At 61.4% G+C, this 22,323-nt stretch carries 18 protein-coding genes; 10 read left to right on the top strand and 8 right to left on the bottom strand.

From position 1 onward, the window contains the following. Window position 1: 1 nt before the first annotated feature. Window positions 2-1,420: a sensor histidine kinase efflux regulator BaeS gene (baeS, locus tag OH720_RS11275; protein WP_272605658.1), complete on the bottom strand. Its 1,419-nt coding sequence runs from the start codon at window positions 1,418-1,420 to the stop codon at window positions 2-4. Window positions 1,421-1,533: 113 nt separating this feature from the next. Here baeS and OH720_RS11280 point away from each other — a divergent pair, with 113 nt between their 5' ends. From OH720_RS11280 to OH720_RS11290, 3 genes are read left to right on the top strand one after another with little or no spacing between them, the layout of a single operon-like run. Continuing rightward, on the top strand, window positions 1,534-2,730 hold the full coding sequence (locus tag OH720_RS11280; RefSeq protein ID WP_272605659.1) for an efflux RND transporter periplasmic adaptor subunit: 1,197 nt from the start codon (window positions 1,534-1,536) through the stop codon (window positions 2,728-2,730). A 2-nt stretch (window positions 2,731-2,732) separates the two neighbouring features. Beyond that, on the top strand, window positions 2,733-5,879 hold the full coding sequence (locus OH720_RS11285) for an efflux RND transporter permease subunit (RefSeq protein WP_272605660.1): 3,147 nt from the start codon (window positions 2,733-2,735) through the stop codon (window positions 5,877-5,879). Then, on the top strand, window positions 5,876-7,270 hold the full coding sequence (locus OH720_RS11290) for an efflux transporter outer membrane subunit (RefSeq protein WP_272605661.1): 1,395 nt from the start codon (window positions 5,876-5,878) through the stop codon (window positions 7,268-7,270). Before OH720_RS11285 ends, OH720_RS11290 begins: the two co-directional genes overlap by 4 nt. A 97-nt stretch (window positions 7,271-7,367) precedes the next feature. Here OH720_RS11290 and hisN read toward each other — a convergent pair whose 3' ends face one another. Next, on the bottom strand, window positions 7,368-8,159 hold the full coding sequence (hisN, locus tag OH720_RS11295; RefSeq protein WP_272605662.1) for a histidinol-phosphatase: 792 nt from the start codon (window positions 8,157-8,159) through the stop codon (window positions 7,368-7,370). A 255-nt stretch (window positions 8,160-8,414) separates the two neighbouring features. Between hisN and OH720_RS11300 the strand changes: the two genes are divergently transcribed. The 5 genes from OH720_RS11300 (at window position 8,415) to OH720_RS11320 (ending at window position 12,996) form a co-directional block, all read left to right on the top strand. After that, window positions 8,415-10,115, top strand: coding sequence for an FAD-dependent monooxygenase (locus OH720_RS11300; RefSeq protein ID WP_272605663.1), 1,701 nt, complete (start codon window positions 8,415-8,417; stop codon window positions 10,113-10,115). A gap of 10 nt (window positions 10,116-10,125) precedes the next feature. After that, complete coding sequence (locus OH720_RS11305) at window positions 10,126-10,314, top strand: DUF2783 domain-containing protein (protein ID WP_272605664.1); 189 nt, start codon at window positions 10,126-10,128, stop codon at window positions 10,312-10,314. An 87-nt stretch (window positions 10,315-10,401) separates the two neighbouring features. Beyond that, a complete protein-coding gene (locus OH720_RS11310) occupies window positions 10,402-11,751 on the top strand; it encodes an MFS transporter (protein WP_272605665.1) in 1,350 nt (449 codons plus the stop codon). A 76-nt stretch (window positions 11,752-11,827) separates the two neighbouring features. After that, window positions 11,828-12,637 (top strand): helix-turn-helix domain-containing protein, encoded by an 810-nt coding sequence (locus OH720_RS11315; RefSeq protein ID WP_272605666.1) that lies wholly within the window; start codon window positions 11,828-11,830, stop codon window positions 12,635-12,637. A 119-nt stretch (window positions 12,638-12,756) separates the two neighbouring features. Next, complete coding sequence (locus tag OH720_RS11320; protein ID WP_272605667.1) at window positions 12,757-12,996, top strand: hypothetical protein; 240 nt, start codon at window positions 12,757-12,759, stop codon at window positions 12,994-12,996. 487 nt (window positions 12,997-13,483) lie between these two features. Here the strand turns inward: OH720_RS11320 and OH720_RS11330 are convergent, their stop codons facing one another. After that, the gene (locus OH720_RS11330) at window positions 13,484-14,368 is read right to left on the bottom strand and encodes a helix-turn-helix domain-containing protein (RefSeq protein ID WP_272605668.1); all 885 of its coding nucleotides are present in this window, start codon (window positions 14,366-14,368) and stop codon (window positions 13,484-13,486) included. A gap of 202 nt (window positions 14,369-14,570) precedes the next feature. Between OH720_RS11330 and pobA the strand changes: the two genes are divergently transcribed. Then, window positions 14,571-15,758 carry a 4-hydroxybenzoate 3-monooxygenase gene (gene pobA, locus OH720_RS11335; protein WP_272605669.1) on the top strand — a complete coding sequence of 396 codons (1,188 nt, stop codon included), beginning with the start codon at window positions 14,571-14,573 and terminating at the stop codon, window positions 15,756-15,758. A 79-nt stretch (window positions 15,759-15,837) separates the two neighbouring features. Here the strand turns inward: pobA and OH720_RS11340 are convergent, their stop codons facing one another. The 3 genes from OH720_RS11340 to OH720_RS11350 are packed head-to-tail and all read right to left on the bottom strand — an operon-like array spanning window position 15,838 to window position 18,809. Next, entirely contained in the window at window positions 15,838-16,761 is a 924-nt protein-coding gene (locus tag OH720_RS11340) for a sugar ABC transporter substrate-binding protein (protein WP_272605670.1), read from the bottom strand. A 48-nt stretch (window positions 16,762-16,809) separates the two neighbouring features. Further along, window positions 16,810-17,964, bottom strand: a complete 1,155-nt coding sequence (locus OH720_RS11345; RefSeq protein WP_272605671.1) for a phytanoyl-CoA dioxygenase family protein — start codon at window positions 17,962-17,964, stop codon at window positions 16,810-16,812. After that, entirely contained in the window at window positions 17,961-18,809 is an 849-nt protein-coding gene (locus OH720_RS11350) for an SDR family oxidoreductase (protein WP_272605672.1), read from the bottom strand. The genes OH720_RS11345 and OH720_RS11350 overlap by 4 nt, the downstream gene beginning before the upstream one ends. 118 nt (window positions 18,810-18,927) lie before the next feature. Here OH720_RS11350 and OH720_RS11355 point away from each other — a divergent pair, with 118 nt between their 5' ends. Continuing rightward, window positions 18,928-19,953, top strand: a complete 1,026-nt coding sequence (locus tag OH720_RS11355; RefSeq protein ID WP_272605673.1) for a LacI family DNA-binding transcriptional regulator — start codon at window positions 18,928-18,930, stop codon at window positions 19,951-19,953. On the opposite strand, the gene OH720_RS11360 is transcribed toward OH720_RS11355, so the two are convergent. Together OH720_RS11360 and OH720_RS11365 are read right to left on the bottom strand one after the other, a co-directional pair. Then, on the bottom strand, window positions 19,937-21,064 hold the full coding sequence (locus OH720_RS11360) for a Gfo/Idh/MocA family protein (protein WP_272605674.1): 1,128 nt from the start codon (window positions 21,062-21,064) through the stop codon (window positions 19,937-19,939). The two genes, OH720_RS11355 and OH720_RS11360, sit on opposite strands and share 17 nt — an antisense overlap. A gap of 90 nt (window positions 21,065-21,154) precedes the next feature. Continuing rightward, complete coding sequence (locus OH720_RS11365; RefSeq protein WP_008065817.1) at window positions 21,155-22,075, bottom strand: MurR/RpiR family transcriptional regulator; 921 nt, start codon at window positions 22,073-22,075, stop codon at window positions 21,155-21,157. Between the last annotated feature and the right edge of the window lie 248 nt (window positions 22,076-22,323).

The raw sequence follows: 22,323 nt of genomic DNA on the forward strand, positions 1-22,323 counted from the left end.
TTCAGGCATTCCGTGGCAGGCGCAGGGTCAGCCAGAGGCCACCCAGGGGCGAGTGATCGGCCGTCAAGCTGCCGCCGTGGGCCAGGGCGATGCTATGACAGATTGCCAAGCCAAGGCCGGCGCCGCCGCTGGCACGATTGCGCGAGGCTTCGCCGCGGTAGAAGCGCTCAAACAGCCGGGGCAATTGTTGCGCTTCAACCCCGGGGCCGGAATCGAGGAACTCGATGCGCACGTCGTCGCCCTCGATTGCGGCGCTGATGCGCAATACGCCGCCCGGGTCGGTATACCGCACAGCGTTCTCCAGCAGGTTGCCAAACAGTTGTTGCAGGCGCTTGGGATCGGCCTCCAACCGCAGCGGTTGCGCCGGCAGGTCCAGCTCCAGGCGCAGCTGCGCGGCGTTGCAGCGTTCCTGAAACATGGCCGCGCTGTTTTCCAGCAAGTCGTTGAGCACGCATTCGCTCTTGCGATAGTTCAGGGCGCCGACGTCCGCCAACGACAGCTCGTACAGGTCGTCCACCAGTTTACTGAGCATACCGACTTCACCCTGCAGCGACTTCATGGAGGCTTGATCGAGGGTGCGTACGCCGTCCTCGATGGCCTCCAGTTCACCACGCAACACGGACAGCGGGGTGCGCAGTTCGTGGGAGACATCGGCCATGAATTCCCGGCGCATCTGTTCGTTGCGCTCCAGCGTGTAGGCAAGCTGGTTGAAGTCGCGCGCCAGTTGGCCCACTTCGTCGCTGGACGACACGGTCACTCGGTTGCTGTATTCCCCGGCGGCCAGTCGATGAGTGGCCGCGGCCACCCGTTTGACCGGATCAAGCAGGGTGCGGGCGATCCACCAGGCGATCAGCATCGCCAACATTAACGAGAGTACACCCATCCCCAGGCTGGCCCGCAGTTGATACTGCTGAAACCGTTCGCCGCCTGCTTCCGTTACGCTCTGGAAGGGGGTAACGGCCAGCCAGCCGACGGTTTTGCCGGCCACTTCGATCGGGCGCAGCAGGGCGTCATCACCGATCGCGGGGTAGCCGGTCACGCGTTTTTTTTGCTGATCGAGCAGGGCAATGCGGAACAATGCACCTGTCAGATCGGAGGATGAAGGAATCCTCAATTCGTGGAACACCTCTTCGTCCTTCGGCTCCGGCCGCATGATGTCGAACCAGCGATCGGGCTGGTGCCGCAGGAATTCCCAGCTGCCCTCGCGCTCGTAGGCGCTGGCCAGGCGCGGCAGGACCGGGGCCATGCGCTCCAGGGCCTGTTCATTGAGGTAGCCGAGAAAACCCCGGCCAAAGCTCCAGCTTGTGGCCAGGCCCATGCTCAGGATGACGAACAGCACGCTGGCCAGTACGGCTACGAACAGCTTGGTGGAGATGCTCAGTTTCATGGGCTCGGGCAGGTCGGTGGATGGCCCGGTCATTTAGGCCCTGACGCGACGAAGATTCAAGCTCGGCGGGCAATCTTCAATTTTCCTGCACATTTGCCTCGCAGTATGGCGCATGGCTCAAGCCACCCCGTCTTGCAGAGGCAGATATGTCGACCAAACTTTTCGCCAAATCCCTGGTAACCGCCGCGGTTGTCCTTTCCCTGATCATTTTGTTCGTGCTGAGCGGTTGCTCGGCCGGCGACGCCACGCCGGTTGCCGCCGTGCCCAAGGTGTCGGTGATGGTCGTGCAACCTCAGAGCCAGGCGCTGACGACTGAGCTGGCTGGGCGCACCCAAGCGTTCACGGTCGCCGAGATCCGTCCCCAGGTCGGCGGTATCGTCCAGCAGCGCTTGTTTGTCGAAGGCGCCGACGTCAAGGCCGGGCAGGCGCTGTATCAATTGGATGCGGCGCCGTACAAAGCCGCATTGGCTGAAGCCCAGGCGACCGTGGCAAAAGCGCGCGCCACGCTGAAATCCGCCCAGGCCACCGCCAGGCGCAATGCCCAACTGGCGAAGATCGATGCCATCAGTCAGCAAGACAACGAGGATGCCCAGGCCAGCCTGCTGACCGCCCAGGCGGAACTGCAAGTGGCACAGGCCGGAGCGGATACCGCGCGCATCAACCTGGCGTACACCCGCATCAGCTCGCCCGTGGGCGGGCGCATCGAAACGTCGACCGTCACCCCTGGCGCACTTGTCGTGGCCAATCAGGACAGCGCACTGACCACCGTGCAGCAGTTGGACCCGATCTACGTGGACGTCACGCAATCGACCAGCGAACTGTTGCGTCTCAAGCGCGATCTGGCCAGCGGTGCGTTGCAAGGCAGCGCTGAGGGCGAAGCGCGGATCAGCCTGAAGCTTGACGATGGCAGCACCTACAACCACGAAGGCCGCTTGAAATTCAGCGGGGTCAGCGTCAATCAGGGCACCGGCACCGTGATCCTGCGTGCCGAGTTCGACAATCCGGAGCATCTGTTGCTGCCGGGGATGTATGTGCGGGCGGTACTGGAGCAGGCCTGGAATGACCAGGCGATCCTGATTCCGCAGCAGGCCGTGAGCCGCGACGCCAGCGGTGTGACCTCGGTGTTGCTGGTGGTCAACGGCAAGGTGGAGCAGCGTGTGCTGACCATCGATCGCGCCGTCGGCAATCAATGGTGGGTCACCGCCGGCCTCAAGGCAGGTGAGCAGGTGATCGTCGAAGGAGGGCAGAAAGTCCGGGTAGGCGCCGAGGTGTTGGCGCAGAACACCGGCACCCGTGGGCGGACACTGCAAGCCGCCCCGACGGCCATAGCGCAGGAGGGTTGAACATGGCGCGCTTCTTCATTGATCGACCGATTTTTGCCTGGGTCATCGCCATCGTCATCATGCTCGCCGGGGCGTTGTCCATCAGCCGCTTACCGCTGGAGCAATACCCGGATATCGCGCCACCGACGGTGCGGATTTCCGCGACTTACACCGGTGCGTCGGCCAAGACCGTGGAAGACTCGGTGACCCAGGTGATCGAGCAGCAGATGACGGGGCTAGACAACCTGACCTACATGTCGGCCTCCAGCAGCTCGGCAGGCAGTGCCGAAATCAACCTGACGTTCGATGCCGGCACCGACCCCGACGTCGCGCAGATGCAGGTGCAGAACAAGCTGCAGCAAGTCGAGTCGAGACTGCCGCAGTCTGTGCAAAGTGAAGGCTTGACGGTCACCAAGGGGGGTTCGGATTTCCTGATGATTGCCGCGCTGGCCTCCGATAACGAAGCCGTGACCGGCACCCAGATCGGCGATTACATCTCCAGCACCTTGCTCGACTCCATCAGCCGCATCGACGGTGTTGGCGATGTACAGACGCTGGGTTCGGGATATGCCATGCGCATATGGCTGGACCCGTCCCTGCTGGAAAAGTACGCACTGATGCCCTCCGATATCAGCGCCGCCCTCGAGGCGCAAAACACTGAAGTGTCCGCCGGTCAGCTCGGCGCCTTGCCAGCGGTGAAGGGGCAGCAGTTGAATGCCACGATCAGTGCTCGCAGCAAGCTGCAAACCGCCGAAGAGTTTCGCAACGTCGTGGTCAAGTCCTCAAGTGACGGTGCCGTGGTGTTGCTGGGGGATGTCGCGCAGGTCGAGCTTGGCAGTGAAAGCTATGACGTGAATTCCGCGCTCAATGGCAAGCCCGCTGCCGCCATGGGCGTACAGTTGGCCGCGGGCGCCAATGCCCTGAGCGTCGGTGAGGCGGTGAAGGCCAAGCTCAAGGAATTGGAACCGTTCTACCCGACGCAAATGCAGCTGAAAAACGTCATTGCCTATGACACGACGCCCTTTGTCAGCCTGTCCATCGAGGAGGTGGTCAAATCCCTGGGCGAAGCCATTGTCCTGGTGGTGTTGATCATGTTCCTGTTCCTGCAGAACCTGCGCGCCACCCTGATCCCCGCGATCACGGTGCCGGTGGTGCTGTTGGGCACGTTCGGCGTGTTGGCGCTGTTGGGTTATTCGATCAACACGCTGACCATGTTCGCCATGGTCCTGGCCATCGGCCTGTTGGTGGACGACGCGATCGTGGTGGTGGAGAACGTCGAGCGGGTCATGGGCGAGCAGGGGCTTGGCGCCCTGGCCGCCACGCGCCAATCGATGGATGAAATCACCAGTGCCCTGATCGGCATCGCCCTGGTGCTGAGTGCCGTGTTCATTCCCATGGCGTTTTTTGGTGGTTCCACGGGGATTATCTACCGGCAGTTCTCGGTGACCATCGTTTCCGCCATGGTGCTCTCGGTGTTGGTGGCGATGACGCTGACGCCGGCCTTGTGCGCGACCTTGCTCAAGCCGTCCGATGCCCAGGGCCATGGTGCCCAAGGCGGGTTTTTCGCCTGGTTCAATCGCACTTTCGAACGCAGCGCTGAGGCCTATCGAGGTCTGGTGGGCGGTATTTTGCAGCGCGGGCACCGCAGCCTGCTGGTGTATGGGCTGGTGGTACTGGCCATGGCGGCGGGGTACGCCAGCCTGCCGACCTCGTTCGTGCCGGACGAAGACCAGGGCATTCTCATGGCTCAGGTGCAACTGCCGGTAGGCGCCACCGACAGTCGCACTCAAGCGGTGATGCAGCAGTTCGAGCGCTACATGCTCGAACAACCTGAAGTCGAGGCGCTGATCAGCATCACCGGCCTGGGCATGGGCGGCAACAGCCAGAACACCGCACGTGCCTTTGTTCGGCTCAAGGACTGGAGCGAGCGGTCGGGGGCCGGGCAGGATTCGGCGTCCATCGCCCGGCGCGCCACCCAGGCGCTGGCGGGCATCGGCGATGCCAACGTGTTTGTCATGCAGCCACCGGCCGTGCGCGGCCTGGGGCAGAGTTCCGGTTTCGACCTGCAACTCAAGGATCTCGGTGGCCTGGGGCACGACGCCCTGGTAGCGGCTCGCGAGCAGTTCATCGAGTTGGCGAAAAAAGACCCGCGACTGCAGGGTGTGCGCAGTAACGGTCTGGACGACACCCCTCAGCTCAAGGTCCATATCGATGATCGCAAGGCCGGTGCCCTGAGCCTGAGCACCAGTGATATCAACGCCACCTTGTCGACCGCCCTGGGCGGCAGCTACGTCAACGACTTCCTCAATCAGGGGCGGGTCAAGAAGGTTTATGTCCAGGGCCAGGCGTCAGCGCGCATGCAGGCCGCGGACCTGGATCATTGGTTCGTGCGCAACAGCAACGATGAGATGGTGCCGTTTTCCTCCTTCGCCAGCAGCTCGTGGAGTTATGGCTCGCCGTTGCTGGAGCGCTACAACGGCAGCGCTTCTTTGGAGGTCGTTGGCGATCCGGCGCCGGGCGTGAGTTCCGGCGCGGCGATGGACGCGGTGGAAGCGATCATCAGGCAATTGCCTGAAGGCATCGGTTACGAGTGGACCGGGCAGTCGTATCAACTGCGCCTGTCCGGTTCCCAGGCACCGCTGCTGTACGGGATTTCGGTGCTGTTCGTGTTTCTGTGCCTGGCTGCCCTTTACGAGAGTTGGTCGGTGCCGTTCTCGGTGATGCTGGTGGTGCCCTTGGGTGTGGTCGGCGCGGTGTTGGCGACCCGTTTCACGGGCTTGAGCAATGACGTGTACTTCCAGGTGGGACTGTTGACCACCGTGGGGCTGGCGGCCAAGAACGCGATTCTGATCGTCGAGTTCGCCAAGCATCTGCAAGAGCAGGGCAACAGTCTACGGGAGGCGACGTTGACTGCCGTGCGCCAACGACTACGGCCCATTCTCATGACATCCCTGGCCTTCATGTTCGGCGTGCTGCCACTGGCATTGAGTTCCGGCGCCGGTTCCGCCGGACGCCAAGCCATCGGCACCGGCGTGCTGGGCGGCATGTTCAGCGCCACGGTACTGGGGATCTTCTTCGTACCGCTGTTCTTCGTGTTGATCCGCCGCCGTTTCGGCCGCGTTTCCACGGCTTCGACCTCCGTCCAATCCGCCCAGGCAGGTGACGCATGATCAAGTTTCACTGGCCACTGCTGGCCGTTCTCGCGCTCGGCGGCTGTGTCAATCTGGCGCCTCGGTATGAGCGCCCTGAAGCGCCTGTCGCCGAGCACTGGCTGCCGGCTGCCAGCACCCCCAAGGGGCAGGTGGCCGCCGACATCCAGTGGCAGCAGTTTTTCACCGACAGCCGTCTGGCGCGCTTGCAGTCCCTGGCGCTGGCCAACAATCGCGACTTGCGCCTGGCCAGCCTGAACATCGAAAAGGCCCAGGCGCAGTACCGCATCCAGCGAGCCGCAGCCTGGCCCTCTATCGATGCGGGCGTCAGCGGCACTCACAGCCGTACACCGGGGTCCTTGTCCAGCAGCGGCACGGCGGCCAGCAGCCATGACTACAGCGCGCAACTGGGGCTGAGCAGTTATGAAGTGGATGTGTTCGGGCGGGTACAGAACCTTCAGGACGAAGCGCTGGAAGCCTATCTGGCGCTGACCGAAACCCGGCGCAGCACTCAGATCAGCCTGGTGGCCGAAGTGGCCACGGCGTGGCTGACCCTGGCGGCGGACAACGAACTGTTGCAGCTGGCCGAGGAGACGTTGCGCAGTCAGCAGGCGACCTACGAATTGACCCAGCGCAGCCACGCGTTGGGCGGCTCTTCCGGCCTGGCCCTGGCGCAGGCGCAAACCACCGTGGAGTCGGCACGGGGCGACGTGGCGGTCTATGCAAGCCAGATTCTCCAGGACCGCAATGCCTTGCGCCTGCTGGTCGGCAGCGCCATTCCCGAAGACCTGCTACCCGGCACTCGCCTGCAATCAGCCGCGCTGTTGGTTGAGGTACCGGCTGAGCTGCCATCCAGCCTGTTGCAACGCCGCCCGGATGTCCTGGCGGCCGAGCACACGCTCAAGTCGGCCAATATCGACATCGGTGCGGCCCGCGCGGCATTCTTTCCCAGCATCAGCCTGACGGCGAATGCCGGTTCCGCGAGTTCGGCCTTGTCCGGTCTGTTCAAGTCCGGCAGCGGCGCGTGGACGTTTGCCCCGAGCGTCAGCCTGCCGATCTTCGATGCCGGCAGTAACCGCGCGACACTGGACGCGGCCAAGGTCGAACGCGAGATTCAGGTGCAAACCTACCAGCAAACCCTGCAGACGGCGTTCAAGGAGGTGGCGGATGCCTTGGCGGTGCGCAGCACCCTGGATCAACGCCTGGCGGCCCAGCAAGCGCTGACCGACGCCAGCCGCAAAAGCTTCGAACTGGCCGACGCACTTTACCGCGGCGGCTCGCAAAGTTACCTCGAAGCCCTGGATGCCCAGCGTTCGCTCTACAGCGCGCAGCAGGACCTGATCACCCTGCGTCTGGCCGAGCAAAGCAATCGGGTGAACTTGTACAAGGTGTTGGGTGGCGGTTGGAATTGACGGCATCGACCGCGCCAACAAAACCCGCGGATCAGTTGTACATGCCTTTTAGCCCCTCGCCGTACCCTTAACAGGTGACGCGAGGGGCATCGCTTCGTTACGCAGCGTGGCGCAACAATTCGATCAATTGCGCATGCAGGGCGCGATCGCCGCAGGCCACCACGGCACCGCCATTGTGGGCGGGCCCGCCGTCCCAGGAGGTCATCACGCCACCCGCACCTTCGATGATCGGGATCAGAGCCTGTACGTCGTAAGGTTGCAAGCTGGCTTCGACGATTACATCCACGAACCCCGAGGCCAGCATGCAGTAGGCATAGCAATCGCCGCCGTAACGCAGCAATTGCGCCTGAGACGCCACGGCCTCGAAAGCCTTGCGCTGCTCAGGTATATCGAACATGTCGGGCGTGGTGCACATCAACCTGGCCGAGGAGAGCCCGGAGCAAGGTCGGGTCTTGAGCGGTGTGCCATTGCGCCATGCGCCCTCCGGCGTGCCGATGTAGCGCTCCCCCGTGAAGGGCTGGTTCATCACCCCCAGCACCGGGCGTTGGCCATCGTTGAGGGCAATCAGGGTTCCCCACAGCGGCAAGCCGGTGATGAAGGCGCGAGTGCCGTCGATGGGGTCCAGCACCCAGGTCAGTTCGCTGCTGCCAAGGGTGGCCGCTTCTTCTTCGCCGAGAATGCCGTGGGTGGGGTAATGGCTGCGGATCAACTCGCGCATGGCCCGCTCGGCGGCCTTGTCGGCGACAGTCACCGGGTCGAACCGCCGACCTCCCTTGTCCTCGACTTCCAGCGTTGCGCGGAAATAGGGGGCAATGGCCGACGCGGCGGCATCGGCCAGTTGTTCGGCAAAGGCTTGATACTCAGCGAGTTGATCTACGGTCAGGGGCATCGAATGTCACCTCCATTGGTGGGAATGGTCGGGATCATATCCGATGCGCAGCGCGCTCGATCACTCGAGTGACGCATGGGCGGCAGATTTCACTGCTCGATTCAACCACGGGGGCGCGAAGTGTTGGCCACGATGGGCCCTGGCGAAAAGTTGTCTCCTCAAGGGGACATGTCTTTGGCGCCACACCCCTTAAAGTCCTCTGCAATTGCGAACCGGCTCACGCCAATAAACATAAAAACCCGGAGATGCATTGCGATGCACACACCACTCGCCGAGCCTCGCCGCTCAATATATTTCGATTACCAGGTTTTCCCTGCCCACACCGCCAGCGTAAATGCCGACGGGGTCGAACGCCGCCCCGTGGTCATTGTCGGTGCCGGGCCCATCGGCCTGACCACGGCCCTGGACCTGGCGCGATACGGCATCCCGTCGATCGTGCTGGAGTCTGAGCGTCAGGTCAGCGAAGGCAGCCGCGCCATTGTGTTCACTCGCCGTTCCCTGGAAATCCTGCAGCAGGTCGGTGTCGCCGATCGTGTCACGGCAGCGGGATTGGGCTGGCGCTTCGGAAACTCGTTCTACCGCAACCAGCGGGTGTTTCGCATGGAGGCCCCACAGGATCCGGACGACCGCTTCCCACCGATGACCAACCTGCAACAGCCTTGCCTGGAGCAGTTTCTGGTCGACGCCTGTCAAGCCAACCCGCTGATCGAATTGCGCTGGGGCAACAAGGTCAATGCGCTGCTTCAGGCCGAGGGCTACGCGACCCTGGACATCGATACGCCGGCCGGTGAATACGTACTGGAAGCCAACTGGGTGATTGCCGCCGATGGCGCGCGCTCGGCCATTCGCAGTCTGCTCGGCCTGCAACTCGAAGGGGCGTCCTATGAAGGGCGCTTCGTGATTGCCGATATCAAGATCGACCTCGACCTGCCCACCGAGCGCCTGGCCTATTTCGACCCGCACTGGAACCCCGGCAACACCGTGCTCATGCACCGCGAGCCGGGCAATATCTGGCGCATCGACTATCAGTTGCCGCGCGACGAAACGCCGGAGCAGGCCTTGTCCGCCGACTCCCTGCGTGAGCGCATCAATGCACAACTGGGCATCGTCGGGGTGCAGGACCCGCAATGGGAAATGGACTGGTGCTCAGTGTATTCGGCGCGGGCCCTGACCCTGCCCGAGTACATCCATGATCGCGTGATCTTTACCGGCGATGCCGCGCACCTGCTGCCGATCTTTGGTGTTCGCGGTGCCAACACCGGTTTCCAGGACTGCCACGACCTGGGCTGGAAACTGGCACTGACCATCAAGGGCGTGGCTGGCCCAGGCCTGCTCGCTTCCTATAGCGCGGAGCGGGTAGGGGCCGCGCGGGAGATCATCGCCGAAGCAGGGAAAAGCACGCGTTTCATGACCCCGCCAACCCCGGGCCATTGCCTCGTCCGGGACGCGGTATTGTCACTGTCGCTGACGCAGGAATTCGTCCGCCCGCTGTACCACTGGCGTACCTCGCGGCCCCATGACTACGTTGATTCGGCGCTCAACTGCAAGGTCGACGATAACGGTCGCTACACAAGCGGTCCACACCAGGGCGCACCGCTGTTGAACATTCGGCTCGGTGATGACCAGTTCTTGTTCGATCAGCTGGGCGCGTCGTTCTACCTGTTGTACTTCACCGATGCCACTGAGATACCGAGCGATATCCAGGCCCAGGCGCAATCGCTGCGCGAGCAAGGTGTGCCGCTGCAAATACTGGCCGTTGCCGGCAATCGGCAAACCGGGATCCGCGGGGCGGACGGGCTGATCGACGATCACAGCGCGCACCTGCGCAACAAGTATGGCGCGATGACGGGCAGTGCGTATCTGGTGCGTCCGGATCAACACGTTTGCGCGCGCTGGCATCAACTCAACGGCCAGGCCCTGCGCGAGGCCATCGAAACGGCCTTGGGCAATGAGTGAGGACAAGAGCATGGAACACAAGCAACTGAGCATTACCGACATTGAAAACATCTACGACCAGCTCGCCGATGCCCTTGATCAAGCCGCTGAGGGCAAGCGTGAAATGTTCCTGGTGAAACTGGCGCTGCTGAGTGCCCACGCACTCGGGGATGCCGAGCAATTCCTGGCGTTGACTCGCACGGCGTTGCAGGACCTGTAGTCAGCACCCCTGCATCCGTGCAATTGCCGCCGGCTTGTCTGTTCAAGCCGGCGAGCCTTCCTATAACAAAAATCGGGAAGTCCCCCAATGACTCGCAGTCATAGTGTCAGCGCGACCCCCTCGGCGGTGGCGAGTGCTCAAGACCGCTACCAGCAGGTCTGTAAAAAGGTCTCGAAAAGACTGATCGGCTTTTTGTTCGTCTGCTTCGTGCTGTCGTTTCTGGATCGCATAAACATCGGTTTCGCCGGCCTGACCATGATGGGCGACCTGGGCCTGAGTGGCACGCAATTCGGCCTGGCCTCCACCTTCTTCTACATCGCTTACATTGCCTGTGGCATCCCCAGCAACATCGCCCTGGCGCGCATCGGTGCGCGCCGCTGGATCGGCAGTCTGATGATTGCCTGGGGGCTGGCGTCCACATGCACCTTGTTCGCCACGGACGCCACCTCGCTCTACCTGCTGCGCATTCTGGTCGGGGTGACCGAAGCGGGTTTCCTGCCTGGCGTGTTGCTGTACCTGACCTTCTGGTTTCCCGCCGCCTATCGGGCCCGCGCCAATGCGCTGTTCATGATCGCGATGCCGTTTACCGCGGGTTTCAGCGCGGCATTGTCGGGGCTGATCCTGGGCTTGGATGGCACGTGGGGGTTGAAGGGCTGGCAATGGCTGTTTCTGCTCGAAGGCCTGCCCTCGATGCTTATGGGATGCGTGGTGTTCAGTTACCTGGATGACCGTCCGCAACAGGCGAAGTGGCTCGACAGCGAAGAACGGCAACTGCTGCACAACGCACTGGAGGCGGATCGTAACGCTGCACCGGCCGCCGTCTCGGGAGATGCTCGCAGTGTGTGGGCCGAACTGGTCTCACCGCCAATCCTGCTGTTCTGCCTGGTCTATTTTTGCCTGGTCAACACCCTGGCAATGATTGCGGTATGGACGCCGTTGATCGTAAAAAGCTTCAACACCGCCAACAGCAACGAGCTGATTGGCTTTCTGGCGGCGATCCCGCAAGTCTGCACCATCATCCTGATGATCGTCTGGGGCCTGCATTCGGACCGTACCCGTGAGCGACGCTGGCATCTGGTGCTGCCCATGCTGCTGGCCGGGGCAGGTTGGATACTCACGGCACTGTCGAGCGCAGCGCCCTTGCAACTGCTGGGGGTGTGCATGGCTGCCAGTGGCTCCTACAGCGCCATGTCGATATTCTGGACCACGCCCGACCAGGCGTTGAGTTTCCGTGCCCGTGCCGTGGGCATCGCGGTCATCAATGCCGTGGGCAATATTGGCTCGGCGGTCAATCCGCTGGTGGTGGGCTGGTTGAAAGACCTGACCCAGAGCTTCGGCTCAGGCTTTGCCTATGCGGCCATCCTGATGATCCTCGGGGCGCTGCTGGCCTTGCGCCTGCCCATAGCAACGCCAGAGGCGCCAGGGCCTGAACGCTGAAGGGTGATAAAGTACCGGGCACGAGCTTTTGGCAATCACGACAAAACCTGTGCCCGACACTCAGAGAGAACTCGTCATGCAGTACTGGCCCTTACGCCCCGGCAGCAGTGAACACAGCCTCAATATTGGCCACACCGCCAATCTGCTCGCCAGGATTGGCCTGAACCGCAGCAAGTTCCTGGCGGCGGATCTGCTGCAGGTCATCGGCCCCGCTGTACCGTTGGCCCAGTGCACCATCTTCGCGTATCCCAAGCGCCGTAACCCCCAGGTGTTCTCGTTTGCGGATCGGGCGCGGGAAGTGTCGCTGCCGGTGATTTCCAACAAGTATGTCCAGCGCTTCTTTGGCCAGGATGGCAACCAGCTGGCCATGAGCCAGAGCAGCGGCGGGCACAACACCATCGTGCAGCGCCAGTCCATCGAAGACATCGCCCCTGGCGAGTACCGGCGCATCTGTTACGAGCAGCCGCAGATTTCCGAGCGGGTGGCCTTGCTGACGCACTGCGAAAGTAACCGCTGGCTGTCGGTGAATTTCTACCGTGGGCGTGAGCATGGACGTTTTTCCGAACGGGAAATGAACTACCTGGAAACCGTCGCACCGCTACTGATTCAATCCGTGCGCCTGCATTACCACGCTTACCTGCAGGCCAACGAGATGCCCCTGTTGTTGGCCGAGCGGGTGATCAGGCAACAGCACGTGGAGCTGACCGTTCGTGAGCAGGAGTTGTTGCGCCTGATGTTGAGCGGTCTCGCTGTGGAAGACATCGCCGAACAACTGGGCGTTCGTCCCGTCAGCGCCGCGACCTATGCCAAGCGCCTGTACCGCAAGCTGGGCATCAATGGCCTGCGTGAATTGTTCGGGCTGGCCACTCGGGCGGAGTGGGCCTGAACCCGCTGACACGGGCCACGTTTTTTGCGGTTCGTGGGTACGCTGACCACTTTCCTGTTCAGTGAAGGGACCGTTGGTATCAGCTACAGTTGAGCAATCAGCCAGAAAGGGGGAAGTTCATGACTTGCCTGATTTGCAACGACCCCGCAGTGGCAATTGATGTCGATGCTGATTATCTGGAAAGGGTGTGCCAAAAGTGCGGACACTATCGGATCACCGCTGCAGCACTTGTTTTAATCAAAGCCCATGGCTGGCGCTTCGACGTAGCACTGACTCGCAAGTGGCTCGCTGATCAACAAGGTTCTGGAATGATTCCAACCATCGATTCGCACCAGGTGGCTCGCTTGATCGACGTTTAGAACTTCATGCTGCTGCGGCGGTTTGGCGAAAGACGGGGTCAAGCCTCGGCGGTGGAGGGGGGGAATCGTCTACAGTTAGGTGTTGAGCCAATGGAGGTAGATATGGAGTGCCTAATTTGCGATGAGCCTGCTTCGAACGTCGATGTGGGTGATGATTACCAGGAAAGAGCCTGCGCCAAGTGCGGACACTATCGAATTACTCATACAGCGCTTGTGTGGATGGAAACCCATGGCTGGCGATTCAACGTGAAGTTGACTCGGGAATGGCTCGCACATCAACAGGGCTCGGGGCTGATTCCGACTATTGACTCGCAGCAGGCGAGCGTTCTGATCCAGGTTTAAAGTGCCGCCATCGCTGCCTCGATGATTCGTTGCCCAGCCAGCATGCGTTGCCAGCCATGTACAAAGTCAGTCGGTGGTTGCCCGGTCGCTTCGAGTCAGCGGGAAACGGCACAGCGGCAAGGGTCTCGCTGGTGAAGCTGAAGACTCACGCGTCGCTTTGCCCGACGCTATGGCGAAAGGCATTCGGTGTCTGGCCAGCGAGGCGGCGAAAGAAGCGTGAAAAATAAGTCGGGTCACTGAAGCCCAGGCTGTCGGACAACTGGCTGATGCTCATGTTGGTGTACGTCAGATTGCGCTTGGCTTCCAGCAGCAGGCGTTGGTGAATGACCTGCAGCGCGGTTTGCCCGGCCAGTTCGCGGCACAGGGCGTTCAGGTGCACGCTGGAAACACCGATGCGCTGGGCGAACACTTCCACCGACAGGTGCTCGCGGTAGTGCTGCTCGACCAACTTGATGAAGTGGCTGAGCAAATGCTGGTCGCGTTCGCCACGGTTGCTCGGCGGCGTGCTGAGTTGACGGTGGCGACTGATCCACACCATCAGCACACTGACCAGCGAGTGCATCAGCACGTCGCGCGCCGGTGCGCTGCTTTCGTATTCCTGAAGCAGGGCGGCAAACAGGGTGTTGATATAACGACGATCGCGCCCGACCGGGTAGCACCCGCAAGACGCCAGGACGGTCAGCGGTGCGCCCAGTTGCGCCTCCAGCCTGGCCACCAGCGGCGCGCCGAGGGTGAGCACATAACCCTCTATTTTTTCCGAGAACTGAAAGCCATGCACGGTCAGCGGGGGAACGACCTGGATGGCTGCTTCCAGCACGTCACTGCGCTTGCCCTCGATCTCGACCACCGCCTGGCCACGTTGCACATAGAGCAGCTGGAACAGGTCGGCGTGACGGTGAGGCTTGATCTCCCAATGGTGCAGGCTGCTGCGTTTGGGGATGGATTCACAGTGCAGCAAGTCCGGGGTGGACCACGCCTTGTTTTCACCATACAGCTTGAACACCGGGATGTTATTGACGCTGGGTTTCATCGTGCTCGGCGACCTCGAAAATGGAAAATGCATCGTGTGTCGAGTCGTTCGATAATCGAACAAAATTTGTAAAAGTGCAATTTTCCTCTGAAAAAGCACCTTTTATTCCAGGTTTCCTCAGTAAAAATGCAGGAGAGAAATATAACAACTAAATCCGGTCGCGGCTTGCCAGCGGTTGGAGCGCACATCAGAGATTAAAATAATGAAAACTCAGGTTGCTATCATCGGCGCCGGCCCTTCCGGACTCCTGCTCGGCCAACTGCTGCATAACGCCGGCATCGACAACGTCATCCTCGAACGCCAGACACCGGATTACGTCCTCAGCCGCATTCGTGCCGGGGTGCTGGAGCAAGGCACCGTCGACCTGCTGCGCGAAGCCGGTGTATCCGAACGCATGGATGCCGAAGGCCTGGTCCACGAGGGCGTCGAGTTGCAGGTGGCCGGCAAGCGCATTCATGTCGACCTCAAGGCATTGACCGGTGGCAAGACCGTCATGGTCTACGGGCAGACCGAAGTCACGCGCGATCTGATGGAGGCCCGCAGCGCCCAGGGTGTGCCGATCATCTATTCGGTGGAAAACGTGCAGCCCCACGACATGAAGGGTGCCAACCCCTACGTCACCTACGAGAAAGATGGCCAGACCCACCGCATCGACTGCGATTACATCGCCGGGTGCGACGGCTTCCACGGGGTCGCCCGCAAGAGTATTCCCGACGAGGTGCTCACCCACTACGAGCGCGTGTATCCCTTCGGCTGGCTGGGCTTGCTGTCCGACACGCCACCGGTCAACCACGAATTGATCTATGCCCACCACGACCGTGGTTTCGTGTTGTGCAGCCAGCGCTCGCTGACCCGTAGCCGTTACTACCTGCAAGTGCCGCTGACCGACAAGGTCGAGGCGTGGTCCGACGAGCGTTTCTGGGGTGAACTCAAGGCACGCCTGCCACAGGACGTGGCGGACAAGCTGGTGACCGGCCCGTCGCTGGAAAAGAGCATCGCGCCGCTGCGCAGCTACGTGGTCGAGCCGATGCAGTACGGCAAGTTGTTCCTGCTCGGCGACGCCGCCCACATCGTGCCGCCAACCGGCGCCAAGGGCTTGAACCTGGCCGCCTCGGACGTGTGCTACCTGTATCGCATCCTGGTCAAGGTTTACCAGGAGGGGCGTACCGACCTGTTGGAGAAATACTCCGAATTGGCACTGCGCCGCGTCTGGAAAGGTGAGCGTTTCAGCTGGTTCATGACCAATCTGCTGCACGACTTCGGCGAGCACAAGGACGCGTGGGACCAGAAGATGCAGCAAGCCGACCGCGAATATTTCTTCAACTCCCACGCAGGCCTGGTCAACATTGCCGAAAACTACGTGGGGCTGCCCTACGAAGCGATCGAGTAGTCGAGGGGATGCAGTGTCTTTACAGGGTGTGAACTGCGAACTCGATACGCAGTTCACCAAACCCGGTGATTTCGCCTGATCAAGGATTCACAAAATCCTGATAGTTGGCCTTGGTAATCAGCTGATAAGGAATGGTCAACTCTGCTGCAATGGGTTCTTTCCTGATCATCTTCAGTGCCAGGTCAATGGACCCGACAGCCTGGCCCTTGTTGTCCTGATAGACAGTCACCAGCAATTGCTCCTTCTTGATCGCGTCCAGGCCGGCGGGGCCGCCGTCGCTGCCGCCGACCAGGATGTCATGGCCTGGGCGCATTCCGGCCTGGGTGATGGCCATGGCTGCGCCAATGGCCATTTCATCAGCGTTGGCGACCACCGCATCAATTTTTTTGCCTGAGAGAATCCAGTTGTTCATCAGGTCCATGGCCTTGCTGCGTTGCCACTCGGCGCTTTGTTCTTCAACCACATGGATGTCCGGATAGCTCTTGAGCACTTCCTTCACGCCTTGGGTGCGATTGTGGGTGGCGTTGTTGGAGAGCAGGCCGAGCATGATCGCCAGATTGCCCTTGCCGCCCATTTTTTCCGCCAGGTAGCGCATCTGCATCTCACCGGCCTTTATCTCATCCGAACCCACGTAGCCGACACCGGGCGGCAGTTCGGCCTGGTCGGGGCGGCGGTTGACATAGACCAGGGGAACGCTGGCCTTCTGCGCCTCATTGGTCATCCTTTGCGTCGCAGCGGTATCGACCGGGTTGACGATGATCGCGTCCATGCCCTGGGCGGTGAAGTTCTGCACCTGGTTGAGTTGGCGCACCACATCGCCCTGGGCATCTTCGAATTGCAACGTCACTCCCGGCAGCTCTTTGGCGTGGGCGGCCATGTAGTCGCGCATCTGCGCCAGGAACACATCGTCCACCTGGGCGATGCTGACACCGATGCGGGTGTCGGCTAGTGCCAAGGGGGTAAAGAGGGCGGCAAAGAAGTAGGTCAGGAGTCTTTTTTTCATGGTTTCAGTCCGGTTTTGTTGTTGTTCTTGAACAGTTTCGAAATGGAGTCATGCCTGGCGTTTGGCGCTCATCTGCGCTACGCGATCGGCAAAGGTCGCGTAGGTCCAGCGTTCCCTCAGCGCCTGCCGCATCAGTTGCTGACCGGTCTGTGGGGCCAGGCCATGCAGGGGCGGGTCGGTGTCCAGGTTGGTGGGAAAGGAGTAGCCGTCGGCGGTGCAGGCAATCACCGCGTCCAGCTCTTGCGTGTCCAGTACCTGATCCGCCAAGCGCTGCAGCAGGCAGGGATAGAGCGCCAGCATCATGCGTTCGCGGTCCACGCTTTCCATCGGCTTGCCGAATGCCGAGGAAATTTGCAGCAGGTTGGCCATGCGCTGGCGGTCCGGCGTTTGATTGGTGCCGGCGGCGTGAAACAGTGCCGGGTTGAAAAACAGCAGGTCGCCCTTGTTCAACGGCAGCTGTACTGCGTGCTGTTGGAAGTAGTCGATGAATTCCGGGCGGCGCCAGGCCAGGTAACCCTGAGCGTATTGTTGGGAAAATGGCAGCAGCAGGGTCGGGCCGGTTTCCAGCGGCATATCGGAGTGGGCCACGGCTCCTTGCAATGTCAGGTGCTGCGACAGCGCATGCAGGGGCAACGGGAAGCGCTCGACGATGTCCTCGGTCTGGAAGCCCAGGTGGTAGTCACGATGGGGCTGTTGGGCCTGCCCTCCCGGGTGTACCACGTTGACCTGGGCCGTCACCTGAAAACCGGGGCCCAGCCAGGCTTCGGCAATCAGCCCCAGTAGCGGGTTGGCGTAGTACTCGACAAAAGACGACGGCGATTGCAACGCCGCCTTTTGCAACGAATTCCAGATGCGCCCGTTGCTGCCGGCCGTGGCGAAGTGATCGGCGCTGAGACCCTGGGCGGCTTCCTTGGCGAAGATGGCGTCGAACACCTGGCTGTGGCGATCCACCACATTCAGGTCGGCATAACCCTGGCGTACAACCATGACCCCTGGACCGTCGCGAAACAGCCGATGCAATTCATCCAGCACCTGCCCGCGATCGCCTTCGCGTAAAGCCTGCGCCTGATAGATCGGCACGTTGCCTTGCACTTCACTGCAGTGGGGGTAGTCCCGGGGATTGGCGTGTTGCCCGCAGAGTCTGGCGAAGTCCTGCAACTGCACTGAATCGGCACGCACAAACACGGTGAGCGGCGGGTTCATAACGCTTCACCCGTCAGGCTCAGTGGGCTGGCGGGGCGCGGGGCGGTGTCGTCGCCGCAGCCGATCACACCTTGTTCCAGGTCGATGACGGTGCCGGTCATCATGCCCGATTCGCGCGATAGCAGGAACGCAACGCTCTGCGCCACTTCCTCGGGTTTGAGCAGGCGTCCAAACGGCTGCGCGCGCTCGACAGTCGTCAGCCAGCCATCCTCGGCACCATGGTAGCGGCGCTGGATTTCGTCTTCATGGGGCGTGTCCATCCAGCCGATGTTCAGACCGTTGACCCGGATGCGGTTGTGCAGGGCGCTGAAGGCCACGTTTTTGGTCAGGATCGACAAGGCACCCTTGGACGCCGAGTAAGCGCTCAGGTAAGCCGGCCCACCGTGGCTGACGATGCTCTGGATGTTGACGATGGCGCCTTCCACGCCTTGGCTGATCATCAGTTTCAGCGCTTGCTGCATAAGGAAGAACGGTGCTCGCACATTGACCGCGAACAGGCGATCGAACAGTTCAGGGGTGGTGTCGAGGATGCTGCCGCGATCAGACATGCCGGCGCAGTTGACCAAGCCATGGAGGGTACCGAAGCGAGCGCGGGCGGCGTCGATCACCGCTCGGCAATCCTCGACTCGCTCCAGGTCGGCCTCGACGAAAAATGCCTGGCAATCGAGTTCCGCCAACTGGCGCACCTGGGCCTGGCCCTGATCGGCGCGGCGCCCGCAAATGATCAGGCCGGCGGCGCCCCGGCGCGCCAGGGTGTGGGCCACTGCAGCACCCAGGCCTTGGGTGCTGCCGGTGACCACAAAGTACTGGCCACTGAACGAGGTAGTGAGGTCGGTTTGAGGCATGGGGGTTCTCCTGGATTCTTGTTGTTGTCCGGCTCGACGCCTGGCGAAACAGAGACTAGCATCGGCAAAACCTCAGTAATGCCCGAAAAGACCTCAAGAAAACCTCAGGCTTAATACGATGCTCGAACGTGCCAAACACTTTTCCATGAAGCAGATCGCCACCCAGGCGGGGGTCAGCAAGGCGACGGTTGATCGCGTGCTGCACCAGCGCGGCAGCGTGCACTATCAGACCCAGCGCCGCATTGAGCAGGCCCTGAGCGAACTCGAGGCTCAGGAGAAAAATGGCTTGGCGGCCGGGCGAACTTTTCACGTCGATGTGATCATGCACACGCCACAACGCTTCAGTGCGGCGGTGCAGGCGGCCATGACCGCGCAATTAAGCAGCCTGGCGCCGTTTCGCATCGCGCCGAGGTTTCACTTGTTTGAAGAAATCGAGCCACAGGCGATGCACGACCAGTTGCTGCGCTGCGCAAGCACCGGCAGCCAGGGCGTGGTGCTCAAGGCCGCCGACGAGCCGGCGGTGAACCTGGCAATCAAGCAGTTGGCCGCAGCCGGAATTCCGGTGGTCACGCTGGTCACTGACCTGCCGCACAGCGAGCGCATCGGCTATGTCGGCATGGACAATCGCACGGCCGGGCAGACCGCTGCCTATTTGCTGTCGCGGTGGCTGGCACCACAGCCACAGGACGTTGCCGTGGTCATCGGTAGCGAGTTGTTTCGCGGTGAAGAAGAGCGGGAAATGGGCTTTCGCATGTGGCTGCGCAACCGCGCCGCGCATTTACGAGTGCTGGACATCAGCGGTGGCTACGGCGTTTACGAACGCACCTTTGAACGCGTGATCGAGGCGCTGAAACAGCACCCCGACCTCAAGGCGGTCTACAGCGTGGGCGGGGGCAACCTGGCGATTGTCGATGCGTTCGCCGCGATGGATCGGCCACTTGAGGTGTTCATCGGCCACGACCTGGACGAGGAAAATCGCCAATTGCTGGCTGAGGAAAAAATCGCAGCGATCATCGACCACAACCTGCAGATCGATGCTCGCCACGTGTTCCTGCATATCCTGCAATTTCATCGGCTGTGGAAGGCCGGGCCGATTGCGTCGTCACAGGTGCAGATCGTCACACCGTTCAATCTGCCGTACTGACCTCACTGACGGTGACCCAGCGCTGATCCCGAGCCGCCACCCGAATCGCCGTCGCCAGCCGCTCCACTTCCAGGGCTTGCGCGAAATCGGTGCCGGCTTGTCCTTGGCCGGCCAGGGCCATGATCAACTCATGCACTTCCAGCGTCTTCAACTCGTTGTAGCCCAGTTGATGCCCCGGCGCTGGACTGAACGCGGCATACCCGGGCAGGTTCGGCCCGGCCAGCAAACGCTGGAAACCCTCCTGGTCGGCGCGGCACAGGCGCAACTCATTCAGACGCTCCTGATCGAATGACAGGGTGCCTTGGGTGCCACTGATCTCGAAACTCAGGTGATTCTTGTAGCCGTGCTTGAGCCAGCTGCTGCTGAAGGTGCCGCGCGCGCCGCTGGAGAAACGCAGCAACGCATGGGCCTGATCGTCGACGGCAATGCTGCGTTGTTCGAGGCTACCGGCGGTGGCCGGGCGCTGGCGGTGTACGGTCTGGGTATCGGCGCATACCGCTTCGACATTGCCGAGCAGATAGCGCGCCATGCCCAGCAAGTGACTGCCCAGGTCCGCCAGCGCGCCACCGGCATGCTCGGTCTCACAGCGCCATGACCAGGGGGACGCTGGATCGGCCATGAAGTCTTCGCTGAATTCGCCTTGGAAGCTGATGATTTCGCCGAGCTTGCCGCTGTGAATCAACTCCCGCGCCAGGCCGATGATCGGGTTGTGCTGGTAGTTGTAGCCGACACGGGTGACCACACCGGCATCCTTGGCCGCCAGGTGCATGGCGTTGGCCTGTTCAAGGCTCACCGCCAGCGGTTTTTCGCAGTACACCGACTTGCCAGCGGCAATGGCAGCCATGGCCATGGGGTAGTGCAGGTGGTTGGGGGTGGTGATGGCGATCAGGCTGACCTTGGGGTCGTCGATCAATTGCTGCCAGTCGCCATAGGCCTGCTCAAAGCCCCAGGCGGTGGCGCAGGCTTGGGCACGAACGGGATCGGCGTCGGCCAGGGCGGCGAGGCGAAGCGTGAAGGGCAGCTCGAATGCCGCGCTGACGTTGCGAAAGGCCAGGGCATGGGCACGGCCCATGAAGCCCGTGCCGATGAGTCCGATTCCGAGTTCGCGCATGACAGGATCCTTTGGTTTTTGTTTTCAGGAAGCCTGTTTATAGAATAAAAATTCCTTTTCATCAATTATGGAATAAATATTTACATGTGATCAGTCTTCGAAGCCGACCTGTTCGTGAATCTCATCGACCTTCAACTCCAGTCGATAGGCCACGGCGATAAACAGCGCCTGGCACAGGCACAGGGTCGCGCTCAACGAACGGAACGCAAACGAACTGCCTTCGTTGACCAGCAATACGGTGTTGGCGCGCTTGGCCAGGGGCGAGAGATTGCTGTCGGTGATGATCAGGGTTTTCGCTTGGTGATGCTGGGCGATGCGCAGGCAGTGCTGGGTTTCCTTGCCGTACGGCGTGAAGCTGATGGCGATCACCAGGTCATTGGCGCGCACACTGCGCATCTGCTCGCGGTAGCTGCCGCCAAGCCCCGAGACCAGATGGATGCGCTTGTTGGTGTGTTGCAGGTTGTAGACCAGGTAATCGGCCACCGCGAACGAACGGCGCACGCCGACCACGTAGATGTTGTCGGCATTCACCACCAGGTCCACGGCCTTGTCGAAGGCCTGGTCATCGAGTTCCAGCCCCAGTCTTTCGATGCCCGACAGGGTGGCGTTGATGCATTCGCGCGCCAGGTCGCCGCCGCTGGCCTTCTGCGACTTGTTGCTGATCATGCTGCGAATGCGCTGCTGGTAGTTCTGCACCGGCGTGGTCTTGTGGGTGTAGGCCTCGCGGAACAGGGCCTGCATTTCGCTGAAGCCGCTGAAGCCGAAACGCTGGGAAAACCGCACGATGGCCGACGGATGCACTTCGCACTCGCTGGCGATGTCGCTGATGCGGTCGACCATGATCCGGTCGCTTTGCTGGCTCATGTAGCTGGCGATGCGTTTGAGCTGGCGCGGCAGGCTTTCGTATTCATTGGTGATGAGCTGCAGCAGGCGCTCTGCATTGATCGGGGGGGTGACGAGGTCGCTCTCGGGCGTGCTCTCGGTCGTATCCGGCTGATCGGTGCGGGACATTGGGAAATCCTTCTGGCTTGTTCTTATAGGGACGATCTTTCACCTCGTCCCCCGACAATAGGTGGGCTGAGCGCAGTCTACAGGGTCGGCCCGGATAAAATCTTGAGCTTGCAGCAGTGTGAAGCCTGCTGAAACGATGCACTGCATCTGGAACGCTTGTACTAAAGCTTATTGGAAAAAATATTCCACGTAAAAAATATTTGGAATAAATATTGATTGTTCGGTCCCGGTCGTTTTAGTCTGCCTCC

Origin of the sequence: Pseudomonas sp. WJP1, assembly GCF_028471945.1 — a bacterium.
Classification (GTDB): domain Bacteria; phylum Pseudomonadota; class Gammaproteobacteria; order Pseudomonadales; family Pseudomonadaceae; genus Aquipseudomonas.